At 66.2% G+C, this 19,282-nt stretch carries 21 protein-coding genes; 14 read left to right on the top strand and 7 right to left on the bottom strand.

From position 1 onward, the window contains the following. Positions 1 to 10 precede the first annotated feature (10 nt). The 3 genes from LDO13_RS15795 to LDO13_RS15785 are packed head-to-tail and all read left to right on the top strand — an operon-like array spanning position 11 to position 2,425. A complete protein-coding gene (locus tag LDO13_RS15795; protein WP_224047622.1) occupies positions 11 to 751 on the top strand; it encodes a VTT domain-containing protein in 741 nt (246 codons plus the stop codon). Position 752: 1 nt separating this feature from the next. Further along, positions 753 to 1,427 carry a response regulator transcription factor gene (locus LDO13_RS15790; RefSeq protein WP_224047621.1) on the top strand — a complete coding sequence of 225 codons (675 nt, stop codon included), beginning with the start codon at positions 753 to 755 and terminating at the stop codon, positions 1,425 to 1,427. Beyond that, positions 1,424 to 2,425, top strand: a complete 1,002-nt coding sequence (locus LDO13_RS15785) for a HAMP domain-containing sensor histidine kinase (protein ID WP_224047620.1) — start codon at positions 1,424 to 1,426, stop codon at positions 2,423 to 2,425. Before LDO13_RS15790 ends, LDO13_RS15785 begins: the two co-directional genes overlap by 4 nt. Before the next feature lie 107 nt (positions 2,426 to 2,532). Here LDO13_RS15785 and LDO13_RS15780 read toward each other — a convergent pair whose 3' ends face one another. Further along, positions 2,533 to 2,808 (bottom strand): hypothetical protein, encoded by a 276-nt coding sequence (locus LDO13_RS15780; RefSeq protein ID WP_224047619.1) that lies wholly within the window; start codon positions 2,806 to 2,808, stop codon positions 2,533 to 2,535. Between the two features lie 6 nt (positions 2,809 to 2,814). Here LDO13_RS15780 and LDO13_RS15775 point away from each other — a divergent pair, with 6 nt between their 5' ends. Continuing rightward, a complete protein-coding gene (locus tag LDO13_RS15775) occupies positions 2,815 to 3,654 on the top strand; it encodes a GPP34 family phosphoprotein (RefSeq protein ID WP_224047618.1) in 840 nt (279 codons plus the stop codon). Positions 3,655 to 3,758: 104 nt separating this feature from the next. On the opposite strand, the gene LDO13_RS15770 is transcribed toward LDO13_RS15775, so the two are convergent. From LDO13_RS15770 to LDO13_RS15755, 4 genes are all read right to left on the bottom strand, one after another. Further along, a complete protein-coding gene (locus tag LDO13_RS15770; RefSeq protein ID WP_224047617.1) occupies positions 3,759 to 4,607 on the bottom strand; it encodes an HAD-IIB family hydrolase in 849 nt (282 codons plus the stop codon). 43 nt (positions 4,608 to 4,650) lie between these two features. After that, positions 4,651 to 5,916, bottom strand: coding sequence for an NYN domain-containing protein (locus tag LDO13_RS15765; protein ID WP_224047616.1), 1,266 nt, complete (start codon positions 5,914 to 5,916; stop codon positions 4,651 to 4,653). A gap of 117 nt (positions 5,917 to 6,033) precedes the next feature. Continuing rightward, on the bottom strand, positions 6,034 to 6,237 hold the full coding sequence (locus tag LDO13_RS15760) for a hypothetical protein (RefSeq protein WP_224047615.1): 204 nt from the start codon (positions 6,235 to 6,237) through the stop codon (positions 6,034 to 6,036). A 351-nt stretch (positions 6,238 to 6,588) separates the two neighbouring features. Then, a complete protein-coding gene (locus LDO13_RS15755; protein ID WP_224047614.1) occupies positions 6,589 to 7,389 on the bottom strand; it encodes an IclR family transcriptional regulator in 801 nt (266 codons plus the stop codon). A 118-nt stretch (positions 7,390 to 7,507) separates the two neighbouring features. On the opposite strand from LDO13_RS15755, the gene LDO13_RS15750 reads away from it, so the two are divergent. From LDO13_RS15750 to LDO13_RS15705, 10 genes are all read left to right on the top strand, one after another. After that, positions 7,508 to 8,011, top strand: a complete 504-nt coding sequence (locus LDO13_RS15750) for a tripartite tricarboxylate transporter TctB family protein (protein WP_224047613.1) — start codon at positions 7,508 to 7,510, stop codon at positions 8,009 to 8,011. 2 nt (positions 8,012 to 8,013) lie between these two features. After that, on the top strand, positions 8,014 to 9,516 hold the full coding sequence (locus tag LDO13_RS15745) for a tripartite tricarboxylate transporter permease (protein WP_224047612.1): 1,503 nt from the start codon (positions 8,014 to 8,016) through the stop codon (positions 9,514 to 9,516). Between the two features lie 63 nt (positions 9,517 to 9,579). Beyond that, positions 9,580 to 10,581 (top strand): tripartite tricarboxylate transporter substrate binding protein, encoded by a 1,002-nt coding sequence (locus tag LDO13_RS15740; protein ID WP_224047611.1) that lies wholly within the window; start codon positions 9,580 to 9,582, stop codon positions 10,579 to 10,581. Between the two features lie 31 nt (positions 10,582 to 10,612). After that, positions 10,613 to 11,248, top strand: coding sequence for a methyltransferase (locus tag LDO13_RS15735; protein WP_224047610.1), 636 nt, complete (start codon positions 10,613 to 10,615; stop codon positions 11,246 to 11,248). A 15-nt stretch (positions 11,249 to 11,263) separates the two neighbouring features. Continuing rightward, positions 11,264 to 12,055 (top strand): NAD(P)-dependent oxidoreductase, encoded by a 792-nt coding sequence (locus LDO13_RS15730; protein WP_224047609.1) that lies wholly within the window; start codon positions 11,264 to 11,266, stop codon positions 12,053 to 12,055. Between the two features lie 81 nt (positions 12,056 to 12,136). Next, positions 12,137 to 13,471 carry a TRAP transporter large permease subunit gene (locus LDO13_RS15725; protein ID WP_224047608.1) on the top strand — a complete coding sequence of 445 codons (1,335 nt, stop codon included), beginning with the start codon at positions 12,137 to 12,139 and terminating at the stop codon, positions 13,469 to 13,471. A 6-nt stretch (positions 13,472 to 13,477) separates the two neighbouring features. Further along, positions 13,478 to 13,741 carry a hypothetical protein gene (locus LDO13_RS15720; RefSeq protein ID WP_346347023.1) on the top strand — a complete coding sequence of 88 codons (264 nt, stop codon included), beginning with the start codon at positions 13,478 to 13,480 and terminating at the stop codon, positions 13,739 to 13,741. Continuing rightward, positions 13,738 to 14,727 (top strand): cyclase family protein, encoded by a 990-nt coding sequence (locus LDO13_RS15715; protein WP_224047607.1) that lies wholly within the window; start codon positions 13,738 to 13,740, stop codon positions 14,725 to 14,727. The genes LDO13_RS15720 and LDO13_RS15715 overlap by 4 nt, the downstream gene beginning before the upstream one ends. Before the next feature lie 51 nt (positions 14,728 to 14,778). Then, on the top strand, positions 14,779 to 15,984 hold the full coding sequence (locus LDO13_RS15710) for an MFS transporter (protein WP_224047606.1): 1,206 nt from the start codon (positions 14,779 to 14,781) through the stop codon (positions 15,982 to 15,984). Positions 15,985 to 16,124: 140 nt separating this feature from the next. Then, on the top strand, positions 16,125 to 16,823 hold the full coding sequence (locus LDO13_RS15705; protein ID WP_224047605.1) for a hypothetical protein: 699 nt from the start codon (positions 16,125 to 16,127) through the stop codon (positions 16,821 to 16,823). A gap of 16 nt (positions 16,824 to 16,839) precedes the next feature. Here LDO13_RS15705 and LDO13_RS15700 read toward each other — a convergent pair whose 3' ends face one another. Continuing rightward, complete coding sequence (locus LDO13_RS15700) at positions 16,840 to 17,754, bottom strand: alpha/beta hydrolase (RefSeq protein WP_224047604.1); 915 nt, start codon at positions 17,752 to 17,754, stop codon at positions 16,840 to 16,842. A 141-nt stretch (positions 17,755 to 17,895) separates the two neighbouring features. Further along, the gene (locus tag LDO13_RS15695) at positions 17,896 to 19,191 is read right to left on the bottom strand and encodes a cation:proton antiporter (RefSeq protein WP_224047603.1); all 1,296 of its coding nucleotides are present in this window, start codon (positions 19,189 to 19,191) and stop codon (positions 17,896 to 17,898) included. Between the last annotated feature and the right edge of the window lie 91 nt (positions 19,192 to 19,282).

The following is a 19,282-nucleotide window of genomic DNA, read 5'->3' as shown; positions in this document are numbered from 1 at the left end:
GGACGTGACCATGCACGGCATTTACGCTGCAGGACTCGCCCCGGCACTATCGGCCGCGGCCGGAACCCCGTCCCTCCTTGACCCTGCGGGCCTGCTCGAGGGCCTGGGCCCGGCGGCGCTCGGCGTCATTTCCCTGATGGTGTTTATCGAATCCGGCGTGCTGTTCCCCTTCCTGCCCGGGGATTCGCTGCTCTTCACTGCAGGCCTCCTGCATGAGCAACTGCACCTGACGCTGCCGGTGCTCATCGGCGTCGTCACCGCCGCTGCGGTGGCCGGCGACCAGGTCGGTTACATGATCGGCCGCAGGTTCGGCCGCCGGTGGTTCAAGGACGACGCGCGGGTCCTCAAGACAGCCCACCTGACCACCACGGAGGATTTCTTCCGCCGCCACGGCGGTGCCGCCGTCGTACTGGCCCGCTTTGTGCCCATGGTCCGGACATTTGCCCCCCTCAGCGCGGGCATCGCCCGTTATGAGTACAAATCCTTCACGCTCTGGAACATCGCCGGGGCGCTGGCCTGGGGCTCGTCCGTGACGCTGCTGGGGACATGGCTGGGGCACTATGAGATCGTCGCTAAAAACATCGACGTCATTGCCGTTGTTATGGTCCTCGTCTCTGTCCTGCCGTGGGTTATCCAGTTCCTGAAACGCCGCCGCCGGAACCGCGGAGCAGCTGCCGAACCCGCGGCTGACTTCGGCGACGACGCCGCGGGCGAACTGCCGGCGGAAGGCATGGCACGGGAGAATAGCTGACATGACAACCGCTGACGGCCGGCCGTCGCTGCTCCTGCTGGAGGACGACGCGGCCCTGGGACCGCTGATCGCCGAACTGTTGGAACCGGACTACCGGATCCGGCTGGCCACCAATGGCCAGGACGGCCTGCATCTGGCCCTGACCCAGGCCTGGGACGCTATGGTGATCGACCGGGGCCTGCCCCTCATGGACGGCATCGCGCTGATCACCGCGCTGAGGTCCAAGGGGGTTTCGGCGCCGATCCTGATCCTCACGGCCCTCGGGGCCACGGATGAAAAGGTCAGGGGCCTGGATGCTGGCGCCAATGACTACATGACCAAACCGTTCGACGCCGGTGAACTCGCGGCCCGTCTGCGCGCCCTGACGCGCACCTACACGCCGGCGCCGGCACCCGTGAGCATCGGAGACTGGGAACTCGATCCGGCGTCGCGTTCCGTGCGCTCGATCTACGGGCAATTGGTTTCCCTTACAGCAAAGGAAGCCGAGCTGCTGGCCGCCCTGGCCGCCGAACCGGGCAGGGTATTCACGCGCGAGGAACTGCTCGTCGAGCATTTCCGGGCCGCCGACCAGCCCGGCCTGATCGACACGTACGTCCACCACCTCCGAAGGAAGATTTCCAAGGCCGTGGTCCGAACTGTCCACGGCGTCGGCTACCAGATCGGTGATGCCCCATGAATCGGATGCCCCCCGCTGCCGGCGAACAGGACCGTGACACCCTACGGCGGGCCTCGCTTAAAGTCGCTTTACGGACCAGCGCCGCCTGCGCGGTGCTTGTACTTTGCCTCCTCGCCGCCGCGACCGCCTACCTGATGAACAAGCTGGCGCACCCCGACCTGCCCGGCTCCGTTGCGCACGGGGAGGCCTACACCTATCTCGATTCCAAGGACCTGATCGAAGCGATGATCATTGCAGGAGCGGCGGGAATCGTCCTGGCCGGCGTCGTGGGGTGGCTCAGCGCCCGCAGCGCCATCCGGCCGTTAGGGGAAGCGCTTGCCTTGCAGCGGCGGTTCGTCCAGGATGCCAGCCACGAACTGCGCACGCCCCTGGCCATCCTGGACGCGCGCATCCAGCTGGCCCAGCGCGACGCCAGCCCTGACTCCACACCGGGCCGGGCCTTGGGGAAGATCCGGGAAGATGCGGCCACCCTGACCGGGATCGTCAACGAACTCCTGCTGGCGGCCACCGGAACCGCGCCGGATCCCGCCGCGGAACCGGTGGAGCTCGCCGACGTCGCGGGGGCCGTCACTGAAAGCCTGCAGGAACTTGCGGCGCGGCAGGACGTCCGGCTGTCCTTTTCCGACGACGGCGGCCAGCCGCTGGCCCGCATCGACCGGAGCTCCCTGCGGCGGGCCGTGCTCGCCCTGGCGGACAACGCCCTGGCCCACACGGGGTCCGGCGGGAGCATCACCATCACGACAGGAACCGAGGGCAACCAGGCGGTTGTCTGCGTGGCGGACACCGGGTCCGGAATCACGGACGTCGACCAGACCCGGATCTTTGACCGTTTCGTCAGGACTTCCGGCCCGGACGGATCCGGGGGCCGGCGCAGCTTCGGCATCGGCCTGGCACTGGTCCGTGAGATCGCCACGGCCGCCGGCGGCACCGTCGACGTCGACCGGACCGGACCGGGCGGTACGACGATGAAGCTCAGGCTTCCGCTGGCCCGCCGCTGAGAGCGGGCCGCGGTTCCTCAAGTCGCTTGCGAAGCTGGAATTTGGCCCGTAACGCACTTGTGGCCCGGGCGGGTGCCTGGGCCACAAACGTTGGGTTTTAAGGGGTATTACTTGCCGGCGGCGACGAGCTGGTCGACTTCCTGCCGTTGGCGGGGTCCCCAGGTTTCCCGGGTTGCGAGGGCCGCGATGAGGCCGATGGCACCGCAGGCGATGTAGACGAGGGACACTTCACTCCATCCGAACGCTGCCGCGGTGGCCGCGGCGATGAGCGGGATGAAGCCGGAAGGGCGGCTGAGAACTGGACCAGCACGTCTGATCCGGGTAGGTGCCGGCGTAAACGCCGGTAAATCTTCGTTGTGGTGGCGGGCCAGCTGCGCCACCATGATCGTATGGATGCTGAAAAACCTAAAACGGCGGAACTGAGCCTTCCCCAGGCTTTCCTGTTATTGGCGACGAATGACAAAGACGGCAAGCCTGAGGTGCCGGTGTTCGCACTCAGGACCACTTTGGCAGGGGCAATACTGGCCGAGTTGGACCTGCTTGGTGCCATCGGGTTGGACGGGAAGCACGTCAAGGCTACGGGTGCCGCCCCGCAAACGGACTTCCAGCACGAACTGGAGCTCATCCGTGGCAAATCCCGGCCCCACACGCCCAAGCAGTGGGTCTCCATGCTGGAAGGCCGGGCCCAAGTGCAGCGTGTCTACGAAGGGATGGCGTCGCGGGGAATCGTGGAACATGTCGGCGAAAAACACTTGGGCGTCTTCAAGTCCATGCGGTACCCGGAGAAGGACCACAGCCCGGAAGCTGCGCTCCTGAACAGGATCCAGGCGGCACTGGGCGGTGCCCCGGCCGAACCGGCGAAGCCTGGGGCCGCGCCCGATGCCAGTGCACCTGGGGCCGCGACTGAAGCCACGGCGCCCGACATCGAACCTGGTACTCCGCTTGCTTCCACGGCCTCCGACGCCGCGCCCGGCACCGCGCCCGGTACGACGCCTGCTTCCCCGGAAACCGCCACCGCACCCGGTACCAAGCCGGATGCCAAGGAAACGGACGCCAGGACCATGGCGCTGATCGCCCTGCTCCATTCGGCCGGGCTGTTCGGCAAGCTCTTCCCGGCCGCAGACAGGGGCCGGGCAAGTGAGCTGGCGAAGGACTACTGGCCCTCCCGGGCGGTGGAGGACGAACTGCTGCTGGTCAGGCTGGCGGAGGAAGAAGCCGCAACCTTGTGATGCTGCCCGCTAAGGAGCGGTCTTCGTTAGCCATGCGCGCTACGTGGAGGATGAGGTACACGAGCAGCTTGTCCCTTCAACGGCACAGATCAACACGGGCCGGATCAGAGCAGGCCTAGTTCGGCGAAGGCGGCGACCAGCCCCTCCTGCCGCGGGGGTGCAGCTGTGCGGTCCGCGATCGCCACCAGCCCGGAGTGGGACCCTTCGATGGCGATGCCGATGCCGGCGAACGCGACCATCTCGAGGTCGTTGGCGCCGTCGCCGATCGCGATCGTGTCCTCGCGGGCGATGCCCAGGTGGGCGATGACGGCCGCGACGCCGTCAGCCTTGCTGATGCCGCGCTGGAACAGTTCCCCGGCGTGCCGGCCCTCGTCCGCCACGGAATTGGCGACGACGGCAATCGCCCCGCCGATCTCCGTGACGAGGCGTTCCATGGCCACGGGGGAGTCGAAGACGGAGACCTTGGCGAACCGCACGGACGTGCGCTCCTCCGTGGCCCGCACTGCGTCGAGGATGGCGGACGAACCCACCGGGCCTTCCGGCGCCTGCCGGAAATGGTTGTCGAGGATTTCCCTCAAACGCTGCGCCGCCGCCGGCGGAACGTGCAGCGCCTCCGGCGCCTCAAGGATGTACACGGAATCGTGCGCGTCCAGGGCTTGGACCGTCCTGGCAGCCAGGTCTGCCGGGAAGCGCCGGTCCAAGAGCACCGTCCCGGCCACTTCCACGTAGGCGCCGGCACTGGCCACGAGGCCGTCGAACCCGGCGGCGAGGATGCTCTCGGGCAGCATCGCGACGGGGCGGCCGGTGCAGAGCAGGACCCGGTGACCGGCTCTCCGCGCCGCGCGCACAGCCCGCACGTGGCCCTCGGGAACGACCCCATAGTCCGCGTACGTGCCGTCCACATCGAGGAAGACAGCCCGGACATTTCCTGTGGTGCCTGGCTTTGCGCTCATGGTTCGGGATCTTACCGGGCGGGCTGAAGGCGTGGCGTCTCCCTTAGCCGTTGGAGTCGTCGGCTTGCGTCGACTCCAGCAGCCCGCCGCTGGCCCAGCGCTTCAGCGCAAGCTTCTCGGCGTCGTCGAACTCCATCAGGGCGACCCGGCAGAGCTCCTCAACATTTCTGGTCCATGCGGCGGCGAGCTCGACGGCGGTCACCGCGCCCGTGAGTGAGGCGCCGGCGTAGACCACGCCCTGAATCACGAAGTTCACTGCGGAGCGGGACACCGGTTGCCCGGCCGTGACGCAGTCGTCGCGGACAGTGCGGGACAGCTCATTTCGAGCGACCGGCTGCTCACGGAGCCTGGTTGCCAGGGCCTCGAACACCTGGCGGAACTGGGCGGCGGAGAGAGCGGGCACGTCTGTGACCCGAGCGACACGTTCCGCGATGCCGGGCTCGGCTTCAGTTTCGGCGGGCAGGTCGCCGTCGGAAAACCTCTCCGCGTCCCAGACCCAGCCACCTCGGGTGGCCGAGTATTCAACGCCGTGGCCGATCTGGGCCACCCACGTTCCGAACTTGCCGCAGCCGCCCCAGTCTGTCTTCAGGGAGGGATCCGTCGCGAGTGCCCGGTGAGCCACCATGGCCCCGACGACCGGGCCCGGGGCAGACCGGACAAAGTCCCAGACCTCTTTGGCAGCGCCGGAAAGGGCTGTGGCCCGGGATGTCGCCTCCGCTGTCCCTTCTGCCCGCTGCGGATGGACGGAGGCCACCGCATGGATCGACTCGGCCGCGGTCCCGTTGAGGATTGCCACGAAGTCGTGGGACTCCACCACGCTGTCGGCCATCTCCCGGTACGCGAACGCCACCGCGCCGGCGGCGATCACTGTCGTCATGCGGTCGGCTGCCCGGAACCGCTGGACCAGGGACGTGAAATCCGCGTCCGCGGACGCCACGAAGAATTCCTCGATATGGGCGGCCCCGGACAGGGTGTCCACCGCATCCAGGACCAGGTTGATGTCGGTGCTGGACTTGCCCCGCTGGGTGAGGGAGGGGCAGTCGATCACGCGGAAGCCCGCCCGGGTCCAGTACGGCCGGTACTTGGAGTAGATCACCGGGTTCAGGTAGCAGTTGCGGATGAGGAAGCGCCGGGATTCCTCGCCCGCGCCGCCGTCGGCCAGCGCCTCCGTCCAGTGCTTCGGATCCTCGGCGAATCGTTTGGCGGCGGCCGGGTCCAGGGCCATCAGGCCGGTGTAGACGTTGTCGAAATCAACGAACATCGCGGCGCGGATGCCGGGCCGCCTGGATCGGGGGAAAGGTTCGGTCATCGGCCCAGTGTGCCAGCAGGATGGCGGGGCGGGCCAGATATTGCCTCCCGGCGTTGCCTTTTGAAACGCCACGACGACGGCGGGAGGCTCCCGCCGTCGTCGTGGTGTTACGTGGTGTTAGAGGTTGACCGTCTCGAGGTTGGCTTCGCCGTGGTTCAGGCTGAGCGTGAACGTGCTGGGGCCGCTGGCGTGGACCGCGATGTTGCTCTTCGGGGTGTTGTGCCGGACCGAGAGGTCGTGGATCAGGGCGTCGAGCTCGTGGTGCATCGTGGAGCGGTCCCAGAGCTTGTGGGTGACAGAGGTGGCAGTTTCAAACGTCATTGTTCAGTGCTTCCATTCGTGAATCCGGGTGTCCGGCGCCGCACCGATGCGGAGCCGCCGTGGGGCCAAACCGGGAACGCTCCGGGACCGCGGGCAGCTCTGTGAGCTCACCGGTTTGGCCTCGTTGCGTCCACCAGGATGGGTAAAACTGTTGCCGCCGGTCCTCTGGTCCGCTGCTTGCGCGAAGCGTCGGAGGGGCCGGGGGCGGCTGCGGCGGGACTTTGAGTTCCCTGCCGTGCCTTTCTATAGTGCACAGCGCGGCGCAATTGGCTCAAGCTGATTTAGCATTTATGGCCCGTGAGACTCATCACAGGGCCGGGCCCAGAAGGCGGCAGCTGCGCACTGTCGGACTTAGTAGACGGAGCCTTCCAGCAGCTCCGAGAGCCTGCCTGCAGCGCGCCGCAGTTCTGGAACGTTGGCTTTGAGGGCCGGTTCAGTTGCGGTCTCCACGGGACTGGTCAGGGCGATCGATTCACTCGGCCGGCCGGACCTGTTGGGGACCGCGACGGCGACGGACAGCACGCCCGTGGCGCGTTCGTCCGCAGAATATGCGAAGTCGACTCCGGCTTCGGGCAGCCTGAGGCGGAGCTCCCCGACGGTAAAAGCGGAGCTTTCGTGGCCCGCCGCAATGGCCGCGGCAACAACCTGCTGCAGCTCTTCCTCTGACGCTGAGGCCAACAGTATTTTTCCTGCAGCCCCTACCGTGAGGGGCAGCCGCTTACCCAGGGGCAGGTCGTAGCGAAGGGGTGATTCGCCATCGACGCGTGCCACCAGGATCCGCTCAAGGCCAAGGCGTGTGTAGAGGGACGCGGTCTGCCCGGTCTGCGAAGCCACCTGCTGAAGGACCGGACGGGCGGCAACAACGAGCGGATCATTCTCCAGGTAGCTGCGCGCGGCAGGCAGGACGGCGGGGCCGATCCGATACGACTTGTCTGTCTGGCTGACCATGCCAAAGTCCTGGAGGACCCTCAGGATCCGCAGGGTCGTCGGGAGGCTCATGCCGCAGGTCCTGGCCAGATCGCTGAGCCGCTGGGGCCGCTCCGCCCGCTGCAGTTCGGCGAAGACCTCCATTGCCCTGGACAGGGATCTCATGTTGGACGCCTTCGGGCCGTCATCGGCTGAGCTGGCTGAGTGCGTGGAAGGCGCGGTCATCCTTTCATTGTATGTAATTTTCTAACGCTTGACAGCTGATGTGTCTCCTGTCACTATTTCTCTAGGCGCAACACTATTCCACTGTATGAAATGAATTCAGAGCCGTAAGAAGGAACCGATGACAACGAAGTCAGCTATAGCCAGGCCGGACGGCGCCACACGCGTCGTCCCGTCTGTACTCGTGGGTATTGGCGCGTTCGTCGCCGTTGGTGTCTATGTCCTGGTCAGCTCAATCGAGCTTGGCCTGTGGACGTCGCTGGGGCCGGGGCCGGGATTGTTTCCATTCGCCATGGGCGGCGTGCTGGTTTCGATGTCCATCGTCTGGCTGTTTCAGGAACTGCGCCGCCCCACCGAGACGCCGGAAGGCGTTGACCGCGGGCTGGTGATCGCCGTAGTAGTCAGCCTGGCCGTTCTCGCGGCAGTCATGGACCTGCTCGGCTTTCAGCTGAGCATGTTCCTGTTCCTCATGTACCACCTGAAACTGCGCGGCGGCAGAACCTGGTCTTCCTCGCTGATCATCGCCCTCGCCGGAAGCGTCGGAGCGTTCTATGCCTTCAACTACGGACTGAACGTAGCCCTTCCCGTTTCGGCTTTCCCTCCGCTGAACCTGATCGGACTCTAGACGTGGAAACACTCAACGAACTGCTGGGCGGCTTCGCTGCCGCCATGACCTGGCAGAACCTGATATTCGCCTTCATCGGCTGCCTCCTGGGCACTGTCATCGGCGTGCTGCCCGGCATCGGCCCTGTTGCCGGCGTCGCCCTGCTCATCCCGCTCACACTCAACCTCGATGCCACCGGCTCGATCATCATGCTGTGCGCCATCTTCTACGGCACACAGTATGGCGGCACGATCACGAGCGTTTTGCTGAACACTCCAGGAGAGGCTGCCTCGGCGATCACCACAATTGATGGCTACGCCATGACCAAGATGGGCAAGGCAGGGGCGGCGCTCACCATCGCCGCCGTCGGCTCCTTTGTCGGTGGAACCATCGCGACACTGGGCCTGGTCGCCGCGGCGAAGCCCCTCGGCGAACTGGGACTCCTCGTCGGACCGCCGGAGTTCTTCGCGCTGATGGTCGTGGGTATCTCCCTGCTGGTCGCCCTGGCCGGCAAGTCGATGGTCAAGGCCCTCATCTCCGGAGCCCTGGGCCTGCTGATTTCGATGGTAGGCATTGACCCCGTGGCCGGCGCCCCACGGTTCACCTTCGGGATGGACAGGCTCCTGGACGGTGTCAGCTTCGTTGCGGTCATCGTCGGTGTCTTCGGGCTCTCTGAAATCCTTTCCCACCGCAAAGACTCCCAGACTCCCGCGGTGCACGCCCCGGGCCTTCGTTCCCTCCTCCCGTCCAGGGCGGACATGCGGCGCAGCACCCCCGCCATGGCCCGCGGTACCGGGATTGGCTTTGGGCTCGGGCTGATCCCGGGCATGACCGGTTCGGTCGCCTCCCTGCTCTCCTATGGTGCCGAGAAGAAGTTTTCCCGCCACCGCCACGAGCTGGGCAAAGGCGCGGTGGAAGGCGTGGCCGGTCCCGAAACAGCGAACAACGCTCACGCGAATGCTGCACTCATTCCTCTCTTCACGCTGGGAATCCCGGCGTCCCCGACCATCGCCGTGCTGATGGGCGCCTTCCTCCAGCAGGGACTGACACCTGGGCCGACCCTCTTCACCGAACACTCCGAGATCGCTTGGGCCATCATCGCCAGCCTGTTCATCGGCAACCTGTTGCTGCTGCTGCTGAACGTTCCGCTGGTCGGTCTGTGGACCTCCATCCTCCGCGTGCCGCCGTCGATCCTGACCGCCCTGATTCTGCTGTTCATGGTCATCGGTGCCTACACCATCAACTTCAGCGTCTTCGACGTGTTCGTCATGATCGGATTCGGTCTTCTGGGCCTCGCCCTGAGACACCTGGACATCCCGCTGGCGCCGATGGTCCTCACCCTCGTTCTCGGACCGCTGATGGAACGCTCACTGCGCGAATCCCTGGAAATCTCCCAGGGCGATTTCGGCATCTTCGTCAACCGCCCCATTTCCATGGTGCTGATCACCATCGGCGTCCTGATCATCTGCAGCCCGCTGCTCAAGCTCCGCAAGCCCAAGGCGCTCATGGAAGACCCCGAAACGTAACCAACCTGTTCAACCCGTCATTCACTACACATCAACAGTTTCACCCTTCAAAGGAGAAGAACCTTGACCCGTACACGAATCGCTGCAGCGCTCGCCGCAGCAAGCCTCATCGCACTCACCGGTTGCGGCGCCAACGCCGGCGCCGCAACCACCGCAGCGAATGACTTCCCCAAGAAGGGCAAGTCCATCGAGATCGTTGTGGCCTTCGCCCCGGGTGGCGCCGTGGACACCGCCGCCCGGCTCGTCCAGCCCATCCTGGAGAAAGAGCTTGGCACCAACGTTGAGGTGGTCAACAAGCCCGGCGCCGGCGGACAGATCGGCTACACCCAGCTGACCAGCGCCAAGCCCGACGGCTACACCATCGGCGCCACCGGTTCCCCGTCGGTGGTCGTCTCGCCACTGGATCCCAGCCGCGGCGCCAAATACACCCGCAGCAGCTTCCAGCCCCTGGGCCGACAGGTCATCGACCCGGCCGTCATCGCCGTCCAGCCCGACAGCCCCTACCAGACGCTCAAGGACCTCCTCGACGCAGCCAAGGCCAACCCGAAGTCCTTGACAGCCAGCACCACAGGGCTTCAGACCGGAGAACACTTTGCAATGGCCCAGATCCAGCAAACCACCGGCGCCGAGTTTGCCCCGGTGCACTTCTCCGAAGGTGCATCCCAAGCGACCACGGCGTTCCTCGGCAAACACGTCGACGTCCTCGTCGCCAACGTCAGCGACGTGAACGATCTGACGAAACAGGGCAAAGCGCGCGTCCTGGGTGTCATGACCGCTGAACGTTCGCCCGCCCTTCCAGACGTCCCCACATTCAAGGAATCAGGTTACGACGTGGAAGCCGGAACGGTCCGCGGGTACTCCGCACCGGCCGGACTGCCCGACGCCGTCGCCAAGAAGCTGGAAGCGGCCCTCCAGAAGGCCATTGAGGACCCCGCGGTCGCACAGAAGATGAAAGACCTCGGCCTGCAGACCAGTTACCTCTCCGGCAAGGACTACGAACAGTTCTGGGCCGGACAGGAAGAGGACTTCAAGAAGGTCCTCCCCCTGGTTCAGAAAAAAGACTAACCATCCCGCAAGACCGTTCAGAGGATCCACCATGGCAACTCCAGCATTAGACACCCCCGGCACCGAGTTTCTCCGGCCCGACCAGCACGTGATTGACCGCCTCGCCAAACTGCCGGCCGCCAATATCGGCGACGCCATGGACCGTCTCGGTGTCGCGGACTCGGCGATCCAGGCGATCTGGCCGGGCGCCCGCCTCGCCGGACCTGCCTTCACCGTCTGGACCCGTCCCGGCGACAACCAGGGCATCCACCGCGCACTTGAGCTTGCCCGCCCCGGGGACGTAGTGGTCGTCTGCGGCGGCGGGGATGAATCCCGGGCCCTGTTGGGTGAACTCATTGGGGAGCGCGCCATCAACCTCGGCCTTGCCGGGTTCGCCCTGGACGGAGCGGCCCGCGACGCCGAAGCTCTCGGCGAGATCGGAATGCCTGTCTTCGCCCGCGCCATCACCCCTGCCGGGCCGTACAAGAACGGCCCTTCGCGCCTTGGAACGCCGATCTCCTTCGGTGGGGTTCCTGTTCTGCCCGGTGACATCATCATCGGCGATTCCGATGGCATCGTCGTCATTCCCCGGGAGCAGGCAGCCAGCGTGGCCGACGCCGCGGAAGCTGTCTTTGACGATGAAACTAACCGCCGGCGTGCCATCGTCGCGGCCCGCCACCAAAACTAGAAGGACAGAATACTCATGACAGCGTGCACCGTCATCGGCCTCGGCGAAGCGGGGGCCACCTATGCGGCGGCCCTCGTCGCCGCAGGCCACAGCGTCAGGGGATTTGATCCCGTCGCCCCGTCCACCCCTGCCGGAGTGTCCCGAATCGCAACCGCAGCCCAGGCCTGCGTGGGCGCGGAGGTTGTTCTGGTTCTCACCGGAGCAGCCGCGGCCCCCAACGTGGCGCAGGAATGCCTGCCCGTTATGCCGGCAGGCAGCTGTTACGCGGACTTCACGTCCTCCTCGCCGGACGTCATGCGGGAACTCGGGCGGCGTCCAAGCAACGCGGCGTTTGTGGATGTCGCCATCCTCGGTCCCGTTCCCACCCAGGGAGTGCGGACACCGTTGATGGTCAGCGGACCCGGATCCAAGGCGATCGCCGACCTCCTGGCCCCGTTGGGCGCCGACGTCGAAATCGCTGCAGGGGAGCCCGGGGCCGCCATGGCTCACAAGCTCCTCCGCAGCGTCCTGATGAAAGGCCTGGCTTCGGTGGTGGTCGAAGCCGTCACCGCCGGCCGCGCCGCCGGTCTGGAGGACTGGATCCGCGGGCAGATCGCCCGTCAGTTGGCCGGAGACGGGCAGGCGGTCATCGACCGGTTCCTCACCGGAACGGCAAAGCACGCCGTGCGACGTTCCAAGGAAATGCACGACACTGCCACCTATCTTTCCTCGGACCTCGCAGTCCCGGCCGAAATGACAACAGCCGCCGCAACGGCACTGGAACGCATCGCCGCGGAAGCCGCACGGACGTCTCCAGCCTTGCGCTGACCCCGGCGTCAGGGAGAATCGTGGACAGGAATCAATGAGGAACCTCCCCAACGAACGGGTCTTTCAGTCAGGAGCAGCAACATGATCGGCATCTGGGCCCTGGGTGCCTATCTGGCCGTCATCCTGCTGTGGACGACCCTCATGAGACGCAGCGTCGGGGAGGCAATGATCCTCGGATTCTTGGTGGTGCTCCCCTTCACGGGGGCCGCGGCCCAAGTCGGATGGACTGCGTTCTACTCCGCGGTGACCGACGAAATCGTCTACGCCACGATGGCGTTCGTCTTTATGGGATACCTGCTCGACAAGACGGGCGTCCTGGACAGGCTCATTGATTTGCTGAACTCCCTGCTCGGCGGCATGAGGGGAGGCCCCGCCTGGGTGTCCACCGTGGCCTCGGCCGGGCTGGGCGGCGTCGTCCACAACCAAGCGGCCATCGCCGCCACAGTGGGATCCGTGACAATCCCCTGGATGGAAAAGTCCAAGCTGGATAAGCCTTCGGCGGCGACGCTTGTCGCTGGAAATGCCGGGATGGGTATCACCTTCCCGTTCAGTGCCTCGATGTTCGTGCTCGTTGGGTCAGCCACAGTCGGGCCGTTGCTTGACGTGGATGACCTCGTCCTCCCCTTGCTCGTCGGCGGGTTGTGGTGTTTCTTGCATCGTCTGGTTGTTACCTGGTTGCTGGTGCGCAAAAGCGGAATGACCGTCCTGGATCCCTCCCACCGCCTGGCGGTGGGAGTTGCATTCAAACAGGGGGCCGCGACACTGCTGCTGTTCGCCGTGGTGGCAATTCCGTTGATCATCACCTCCGGCGGCATCGCAACGGCGCTCTCGGACTGGACCGGAGGGGACGTCGCCAAGTCCGTCAGCGTGATCATCTGGATACCGGTGGTCTTGATCATCACCGGTGCCCTTCTGGGCAGGAGACGGCTGCCCGGCAGCGTCCGTGCCTGGTGGGCGCTGCTGCAGCAGTCCGCCCCGAGGTTTGGCGTCGTCGGCGTCACCGTCGTTTTCGCGTTCGCCGGGGCCAACGCCCTTGCCGCTACCGGCTTGCCCCAGCAGATGACGGCATTGCTCAACGACCTGAAGCTGCCGTTGTGGCTTCTCGCGATCCTGATCGGGCTGATCGTTATCGCGGTCGCAGCACCGCTGTCTGCCACGGCCACCATGGCCGCCGTCGGAACGGTCGGCGTCGCCACACTCGTTGCCGCAGGCGTACCGGCAACGACCGCAGCTGTCGCCGTGCTGGTGTTCTCGTCTTGCGAAGCCGCGGTCCCACCGGGAGGTGCGCCGTTGTATGTCGCCTGTGGCATCGCGGATGTGGATCCGACCAAGACCTTCGCCCGCCTGCTCACCCATTACGCCCTGCCGTTGCTGGGCATCGGTGTGCTGATCACTGTCGGCGTCCTGCCGATCTAAGGAATCATGACTATGCAGCAGATCAGAAGAGCCATCGACGTAATATTCGTTCTGTCGCTCGTAGCGTTCCTCGGCGGAGGTGTGTTGTTCGTGGCAGGCCAGGCCCTCGCACTGATCATGGGCCAGGGAGATTGGCTGGGATTCTTCAACGAGGCCATCAAGACCCCGATGTGCGTTGCGGCGTCCGTGTGCGCAATGGCGGGGTTCATCCTCAGCTATCAGCGCAAGCAGAACCAAAGCCGGACTGCCCAGGAGGCAACCACGCGATGACAATACCGACGGAACCCGGACAGTACCCGTCCTACGCCGGCCTCCTGGGGCGGGCGGGCAAACTCTCCGGCACTTCATGGGGGCTCTTTCCTGAACCGGGCCGCGGGACGCCATCCTTCATAAGCCAGCATGCCGTCCGCCAGGCACGGGACTGCATCAGGAGCGGTGCCGTGTTTGGCCTGGACTACTCAGCGGACGCTTTCGACCCTGGAATGTCGCTCAAGCGCACCGCTCCACGCCACATCATCTATTCCTCGCATCCGGCGCACCGCGACGACTACGTGGACGGCTACTACCTCCAGGGATCTTCACAGATCGACGGTCTCCGCCATCGGAGGGCCGACGACGTGGGTTTCTACAACGGCACGCCGGATGACCAGATCCGAGAAGGAACCGCCGAGCTCGGCATCCAGGAATGGGCGGAGCGCCCCATTGCCGGCAGGGGAGTGCTGGTTGACCTCGACGGATTCCGCAGGGAACAAGGGAACCCGATAGATCACCCGGGCGGCGAACCACTCACCCTCGCACTGATACAGGCTGCGATGGCCGCGCAATCCCTCCGGCTGCGTCCCGGCGACATCCTTATGCTCCACACTGGTTGGTGTGAATGGTTCCTGACCCTGACTCTGGAGGAAAAGATGCGCGCCCGCGACACACGCAGGGCAACCGGCGTAGCCCAGTCGGAGGAATTTGTTGCCTGGGTTTGGGACAACCAGCTGGCACTTATCGCCGCCGATAATTTTGCCTTCGAGTGCCTTCCCGTCGTGCCGACCAGTCCGTTCCTTCGCTCTGCGCCGAACGACCACGGGATGATGCACCAGCAACTACTGGCCAAACTTGGCATGGCCATCGGTGAACTGTGGCGGCTCGGACCCCTCAGCCGGCAGATGAAAGCCACGGGGGACTGGGACGCTTTCGTCAGCATCAAACCCCTGAATATCACCGGTGGAACCGGATCACCCGCCAATGCCACGGCAGTGGTCTGAAATGGAAGCGCTCAGTATCCCCTTCCGTGACGAAGCCTTCCCGCGCAGCCATTGAGCGGGATCCCGTGGCGGCTGATCCTGAGCAGCCAGGCTGCCCTGGCGCAGGCTTCCTGGACGGGCATCCGCCTCATCATTGGATACCGGGCGCTGGCGGCGGGCGCCGATCCGGTCTTCCTTGGAGCGTTGGCATCGAGTTTCGCCCTGCCTGCCCTTCTAGCGGCGATACCTGCCGGGCGGGTGGCGGACAGGGTCGGCGGAACGGGCATGGCGGTGATCGGGCTGCTGATAGCAGCGGCAGGCACCGCAGCCCTGCTCGTGATCCCGGGCCTCCCCGCACTATTGATCGCAAGTGCGATTGTGGGCCTCGGGCATCTCCTGGTGATGGTGGGCCACCAGAGCTTCGTGGCCCATTTCAGCACAGCCGATTCGAGGGACGGCGCCTTCGGTGCGCTGACAGCGGCGGCGTCCGTAGGCCAGCTTATTGGGCCGCCGGTGGTGACGATCGCGGCGTCGTTCGGCGCCGGAAGTAACGGAAGTCTTCCCGATACCGACGTTGGACTGCTGGTTTGTCTGACCTTTACGCTTCTGGCGGCGCCGGGATATTTCACTCTTCGGCGTCCGGATGCAAAACTCCGGGTGCATCGGCGGAGTCAAACGAGCGTTTCGTCCCGGGCAGGAAGGCTTATCGCCATACCTGGGGTGTGGAGGTCACTCGCGGTCAGCGCTGCGGTGCTCACCACGGTCGACCTGATGTACGCCTTCGTTCCCGTCTGGGCGACGGAAAACGGCATCACTGCGCCCACTGTTGGTTTTCTTCTCGCGCTGAGAGCCGCGGTGTCAGTGCTGAGCCGACTCGGGCTGACCCGGCTCATCGGCAAATTCGGTCGCAAATCCCTCCTGGTCACCTCCATCGCGGTCGCAGCTTTGGCACTCACGGCGCTTCCGCTCGTCGGCTCGTACGGTGCCGTAGGCGTGATGATCGGTCTCGGAATTGGGCTGGGCATACCCCAGCCCCTGACGATGTCGTGGGTCATAGGGCTCGCCGACCCCTCCCACCACGGCGCGGTACTGGGACTTCGTCTCACAGCGAACCGGTTAGCCCAGATCTCCCTTCCCCTCGCCGTGGGAGCCCTGGCTGCGCCGCTCGGGGTTCTGGGCATCTTCTGGGCCAACGCCGCGGTGTTGCTCGGCGCCCTCGCCGTCGTAGCGGGATCCGACGCCGGCAATCGACCAAGCAGTAATGGTCAGAAGGAATGACACATGGCAAGCACGGAAGCCGATCCCGCCGTAGCGAACGGGGACTTCGGTGTGCCGTCATGAGCGCCATGACTGAGTGCCGCCACCGCCCGGTATGGTGATGGAGCTGCGCAAGAGTCAAGGGAACCTGAAGGAGCCAGTTGTCCGACGAAGTGTCCGCTGCCCTCGCCGGGCTGGTCCTGATCGCCGTCGAGCTCGTCCGGTCAGTCCCCGCCCTCCGGCGCGTGCAACGCACGGGGACCAGCGACGGCGTCAGCGGCATGAGCCTCGGCGTGCTTGCCGGCACGGGGCTCGGCTGGCTGGCGCTGGCGGTGATGGTCCAGAGCTGGTGGGTGCTCGCGGCCAACATCCTGTGGATCGTCATCCACGCCTTCCTGTGCCGGGAGGTGGCCAGGACTGACGCCCGGAAGAAGCGCGAAATCGTCCTGGCCATCACCGGCTCGGCGGTGGCCCTTGCCCTCGCAACGATCGGAGCCCGGTTCTTTCTGCCGGTTGAAGACGCCCTGGGGATCATGCTGGGCGTATCGACGCTCTTCTATGCCATCCCGGCGGCCTACGAAGGCCTGGCCAGCGCGTCAACCCGCGGACTGAGCCTGCTCTCCCTCGGGGTGAACACCGTGGAAGGGACCATCTATCTCCTGGCCGGACTCGCCGTACTCAGGATCGCCGAGGCGGGGGACCCGGTGTTCGGCTTCGCCTTCTTCGGGGTGGTCAGCATCGCCTCCAACGGCGTGCGGTTCGTGCGCGTCGCCTACCGGCGGATCAAGGGTCTCGATATGACTTTGCCACCGGCGGCTTTGCCACCGGAGGCCGCGCCGGTCGCCGAGGCCCGGCCGTAGCCTCGCTGCGGACGCCTCACAGCGAACGCAGGTCATCGAGGAGCAGCTGCACCTGGTCCGGCTGCTCGATGTTCGCGAAGTGGCCGCATTGGCGGATCGTCACCATCCGGACGTGCGGGACCACATCGGCCAGCCGGGCCAGATCGGACGGAGGCGTGAACACGTCGCTGTCCCCGCGGGTCGCCAGCACCGGACAGATGATCCCGCGCCACGGACCAAAATCGTAGTGCGCCGCTGCCTCGGCAGCAGCGCAGAAGCCTGCGGGCCGAGCATTGCGGCCAAGGCCGCGGATCACGCTCTTGGAAATGGCTGCGGGGTTCGCGAAGAACGGGGACAACAGTAGTCCCGTCACAGGTGTGGCACGGACTGCGCGGACCAGCGCCGACCCTGCCGGGCCGAGGGCCGCCACGGAGCGCATGAGCAGCAGCATGCCGGCGAACGCCGGGAATCCGGACAGCCCGCGCAGTGGCCGACGGGCTGCTTCGGCCACGCCGAAGGTCGTAGCGGATATGGCGGCTACGCTGGCGGTCCGCTCCGGCGACGTCGCGGCAATATGCAGCGCCAGGAACCCTCCCATGGAGTGGCCCACCAGGTTCCATCGCAGGTAACCTAGCGAGTTCAGTACGCCGGTGACTGCGCGGGCCATCGCCTCGATGCTGAATTGTTCGAGCCGGGCGCCCTTCGTGGATTCGCCCCAGCCCGGCAGATCAATCAGCACCCGCGCCTGGGGCTGCGCGCCGGAAAGCAGCGGGACGAAGTCAGTCCAGGATCCCGCGGCGCCGTGAAGGTAAACGTCGGGTGTGCCGGATGCGGGAGGCCGGCCTCCGGTGCCCTGCTGGACACGCACTGTGCAGGGACCCAGTTCCGTGGGAAGGACATACCGCTGCAGTGCGGCCGCCACGCTCGGACCGGTGCCCGGCTGAAGACTCATCGTCACCCTCCGTTCGTGGTTTCCACAACAACTAATTCGGAGCCGCAGGCGTTCCGGACCGGTGTGCCGATGTCACTGACCCCTTCGGGCCTGTGTTCGTGCTGGATCCTGAACCTGTGGCACCGTCGGGTCCAGGGCACCCTAGGGGCGGGCGCGCTTTGGCCGAAAACGGGGAACAGGCGTGTGCCTGCGGCTCAGGCCCCGGGCGGGAGCGGGCGCCACCGGCACCGATCCGCCGGGTTCCGGGCCCGCCGCGGTTGCGGCCCGTCCGTAGCGGGCGGCCAGCGGCGCGGCACTGAAGCCGTGGGCCAGAACGCTGAGCAGGACGGTGGCTGAAATGACGGCCACTGCTTCGTCGGACACGGGCCCCAGGGCTTCCAGTGCCAGCAGCGCGAAGACGAGCGACGCCAGGCCGCGCGGGCCGAACCACCCCACGAACAGGACGGTGTTCCGGTCGAGTCCGGAACCGATCGAGGCCAGCGCCACCGGCAGCATGCGGACCACCGTGAGGCTGAGCACGGCGTAGACGAGAGTCAGCGGGACGAAGTTCGCCAGCATGGTCGGAACGGAGATGGCCCCGAAGGCCAGCCAAACGAGCAGTGAGACCAGGCCGCCCATCTGCTCGACGAAGACCAGCTCCGCCGGCCCCCGCTGGCCGGCGCACGTGCCGAAGGCCAGCCCTCCGCAGAACGCGGCGACGAAACCGTTGCCGCCCGCGGCGAGGGCGGCAGAATAGGCGAACAGGCTCAGGGCAAGGACCCCGATGCCGGCGAAATCCTCGACGGCGGTCCCGCGCCGGCGGGCCAGCCGCAGCAGCCACCCGCCCGCGGCCCCGGCCGCTGCGCCGACGCCGGCGCCGATGAGCAGCTCGACCGCCGCGCTGCCGGGACCGTGGGCGCTCTCCAGGCCGGCTGCGGCGGCCGCCCCGGCAATCGCGAGCATCACGACCGGAGTGGCGATGCCGTCGTTGAGGCCGCTCTCCACCGTGATCAGCTGGCGGATCCGCGACGGCACCGCCGGATTCGTCACCACCGGGATCCCGAGGGCAGCGTCGGTGGGAGCCAGCGCCGCGCCGACGAGGAGGGCCAGCCACAGCCCGAACTGGGGGAAGAACCAGTACGCCAGGGCCCACCCGAACACGATCGTCAGCGGCAGGCCGACCCCCAGCAGCCGCACATAGCGGCCCACGTCCCGGCGCAACTGCTGCAGCGGAAGCCGGGCGGCGTCGGAGAACAGCACCCACACCAGGGTGACCTCCACCACCGGGGTGACTGCCTCCGGGGGCGACGAGCCATCCACCAGCCCGGACCAGGCCATGGCCGCGCCGACAGCGGTGAACACCACCGGAGCCGTGAGGTCCGCCTTCTGAAGCCGCGCCGAAACCAGCGCCCAGGCGAACAGGGTGGCAGTGATGAGGACTATGGCCGTCAGCTCCATGACGGATCAGTGCCCGCTTCCGCGGTTTCCACTTCAAAAGCGCCGGAACCGGCCATACCCAAATTCTAGGCGGGGCGGGCCAGCCTGGGCC

It is taken from the genome of Arthrobacter sp. NicSoilB4, assembly GCF_019977335.1.
GTDB lineage: Bacteria > Actinomycetota > Actinomycetes > Actinomycetales > Micrococcaceae > Arthrobacter.
The sequence above is the reverse complement of the archived record's forward strand: the minus strand, read 5'-3'. Positions and strand labels throughout refer to the sequence as shown.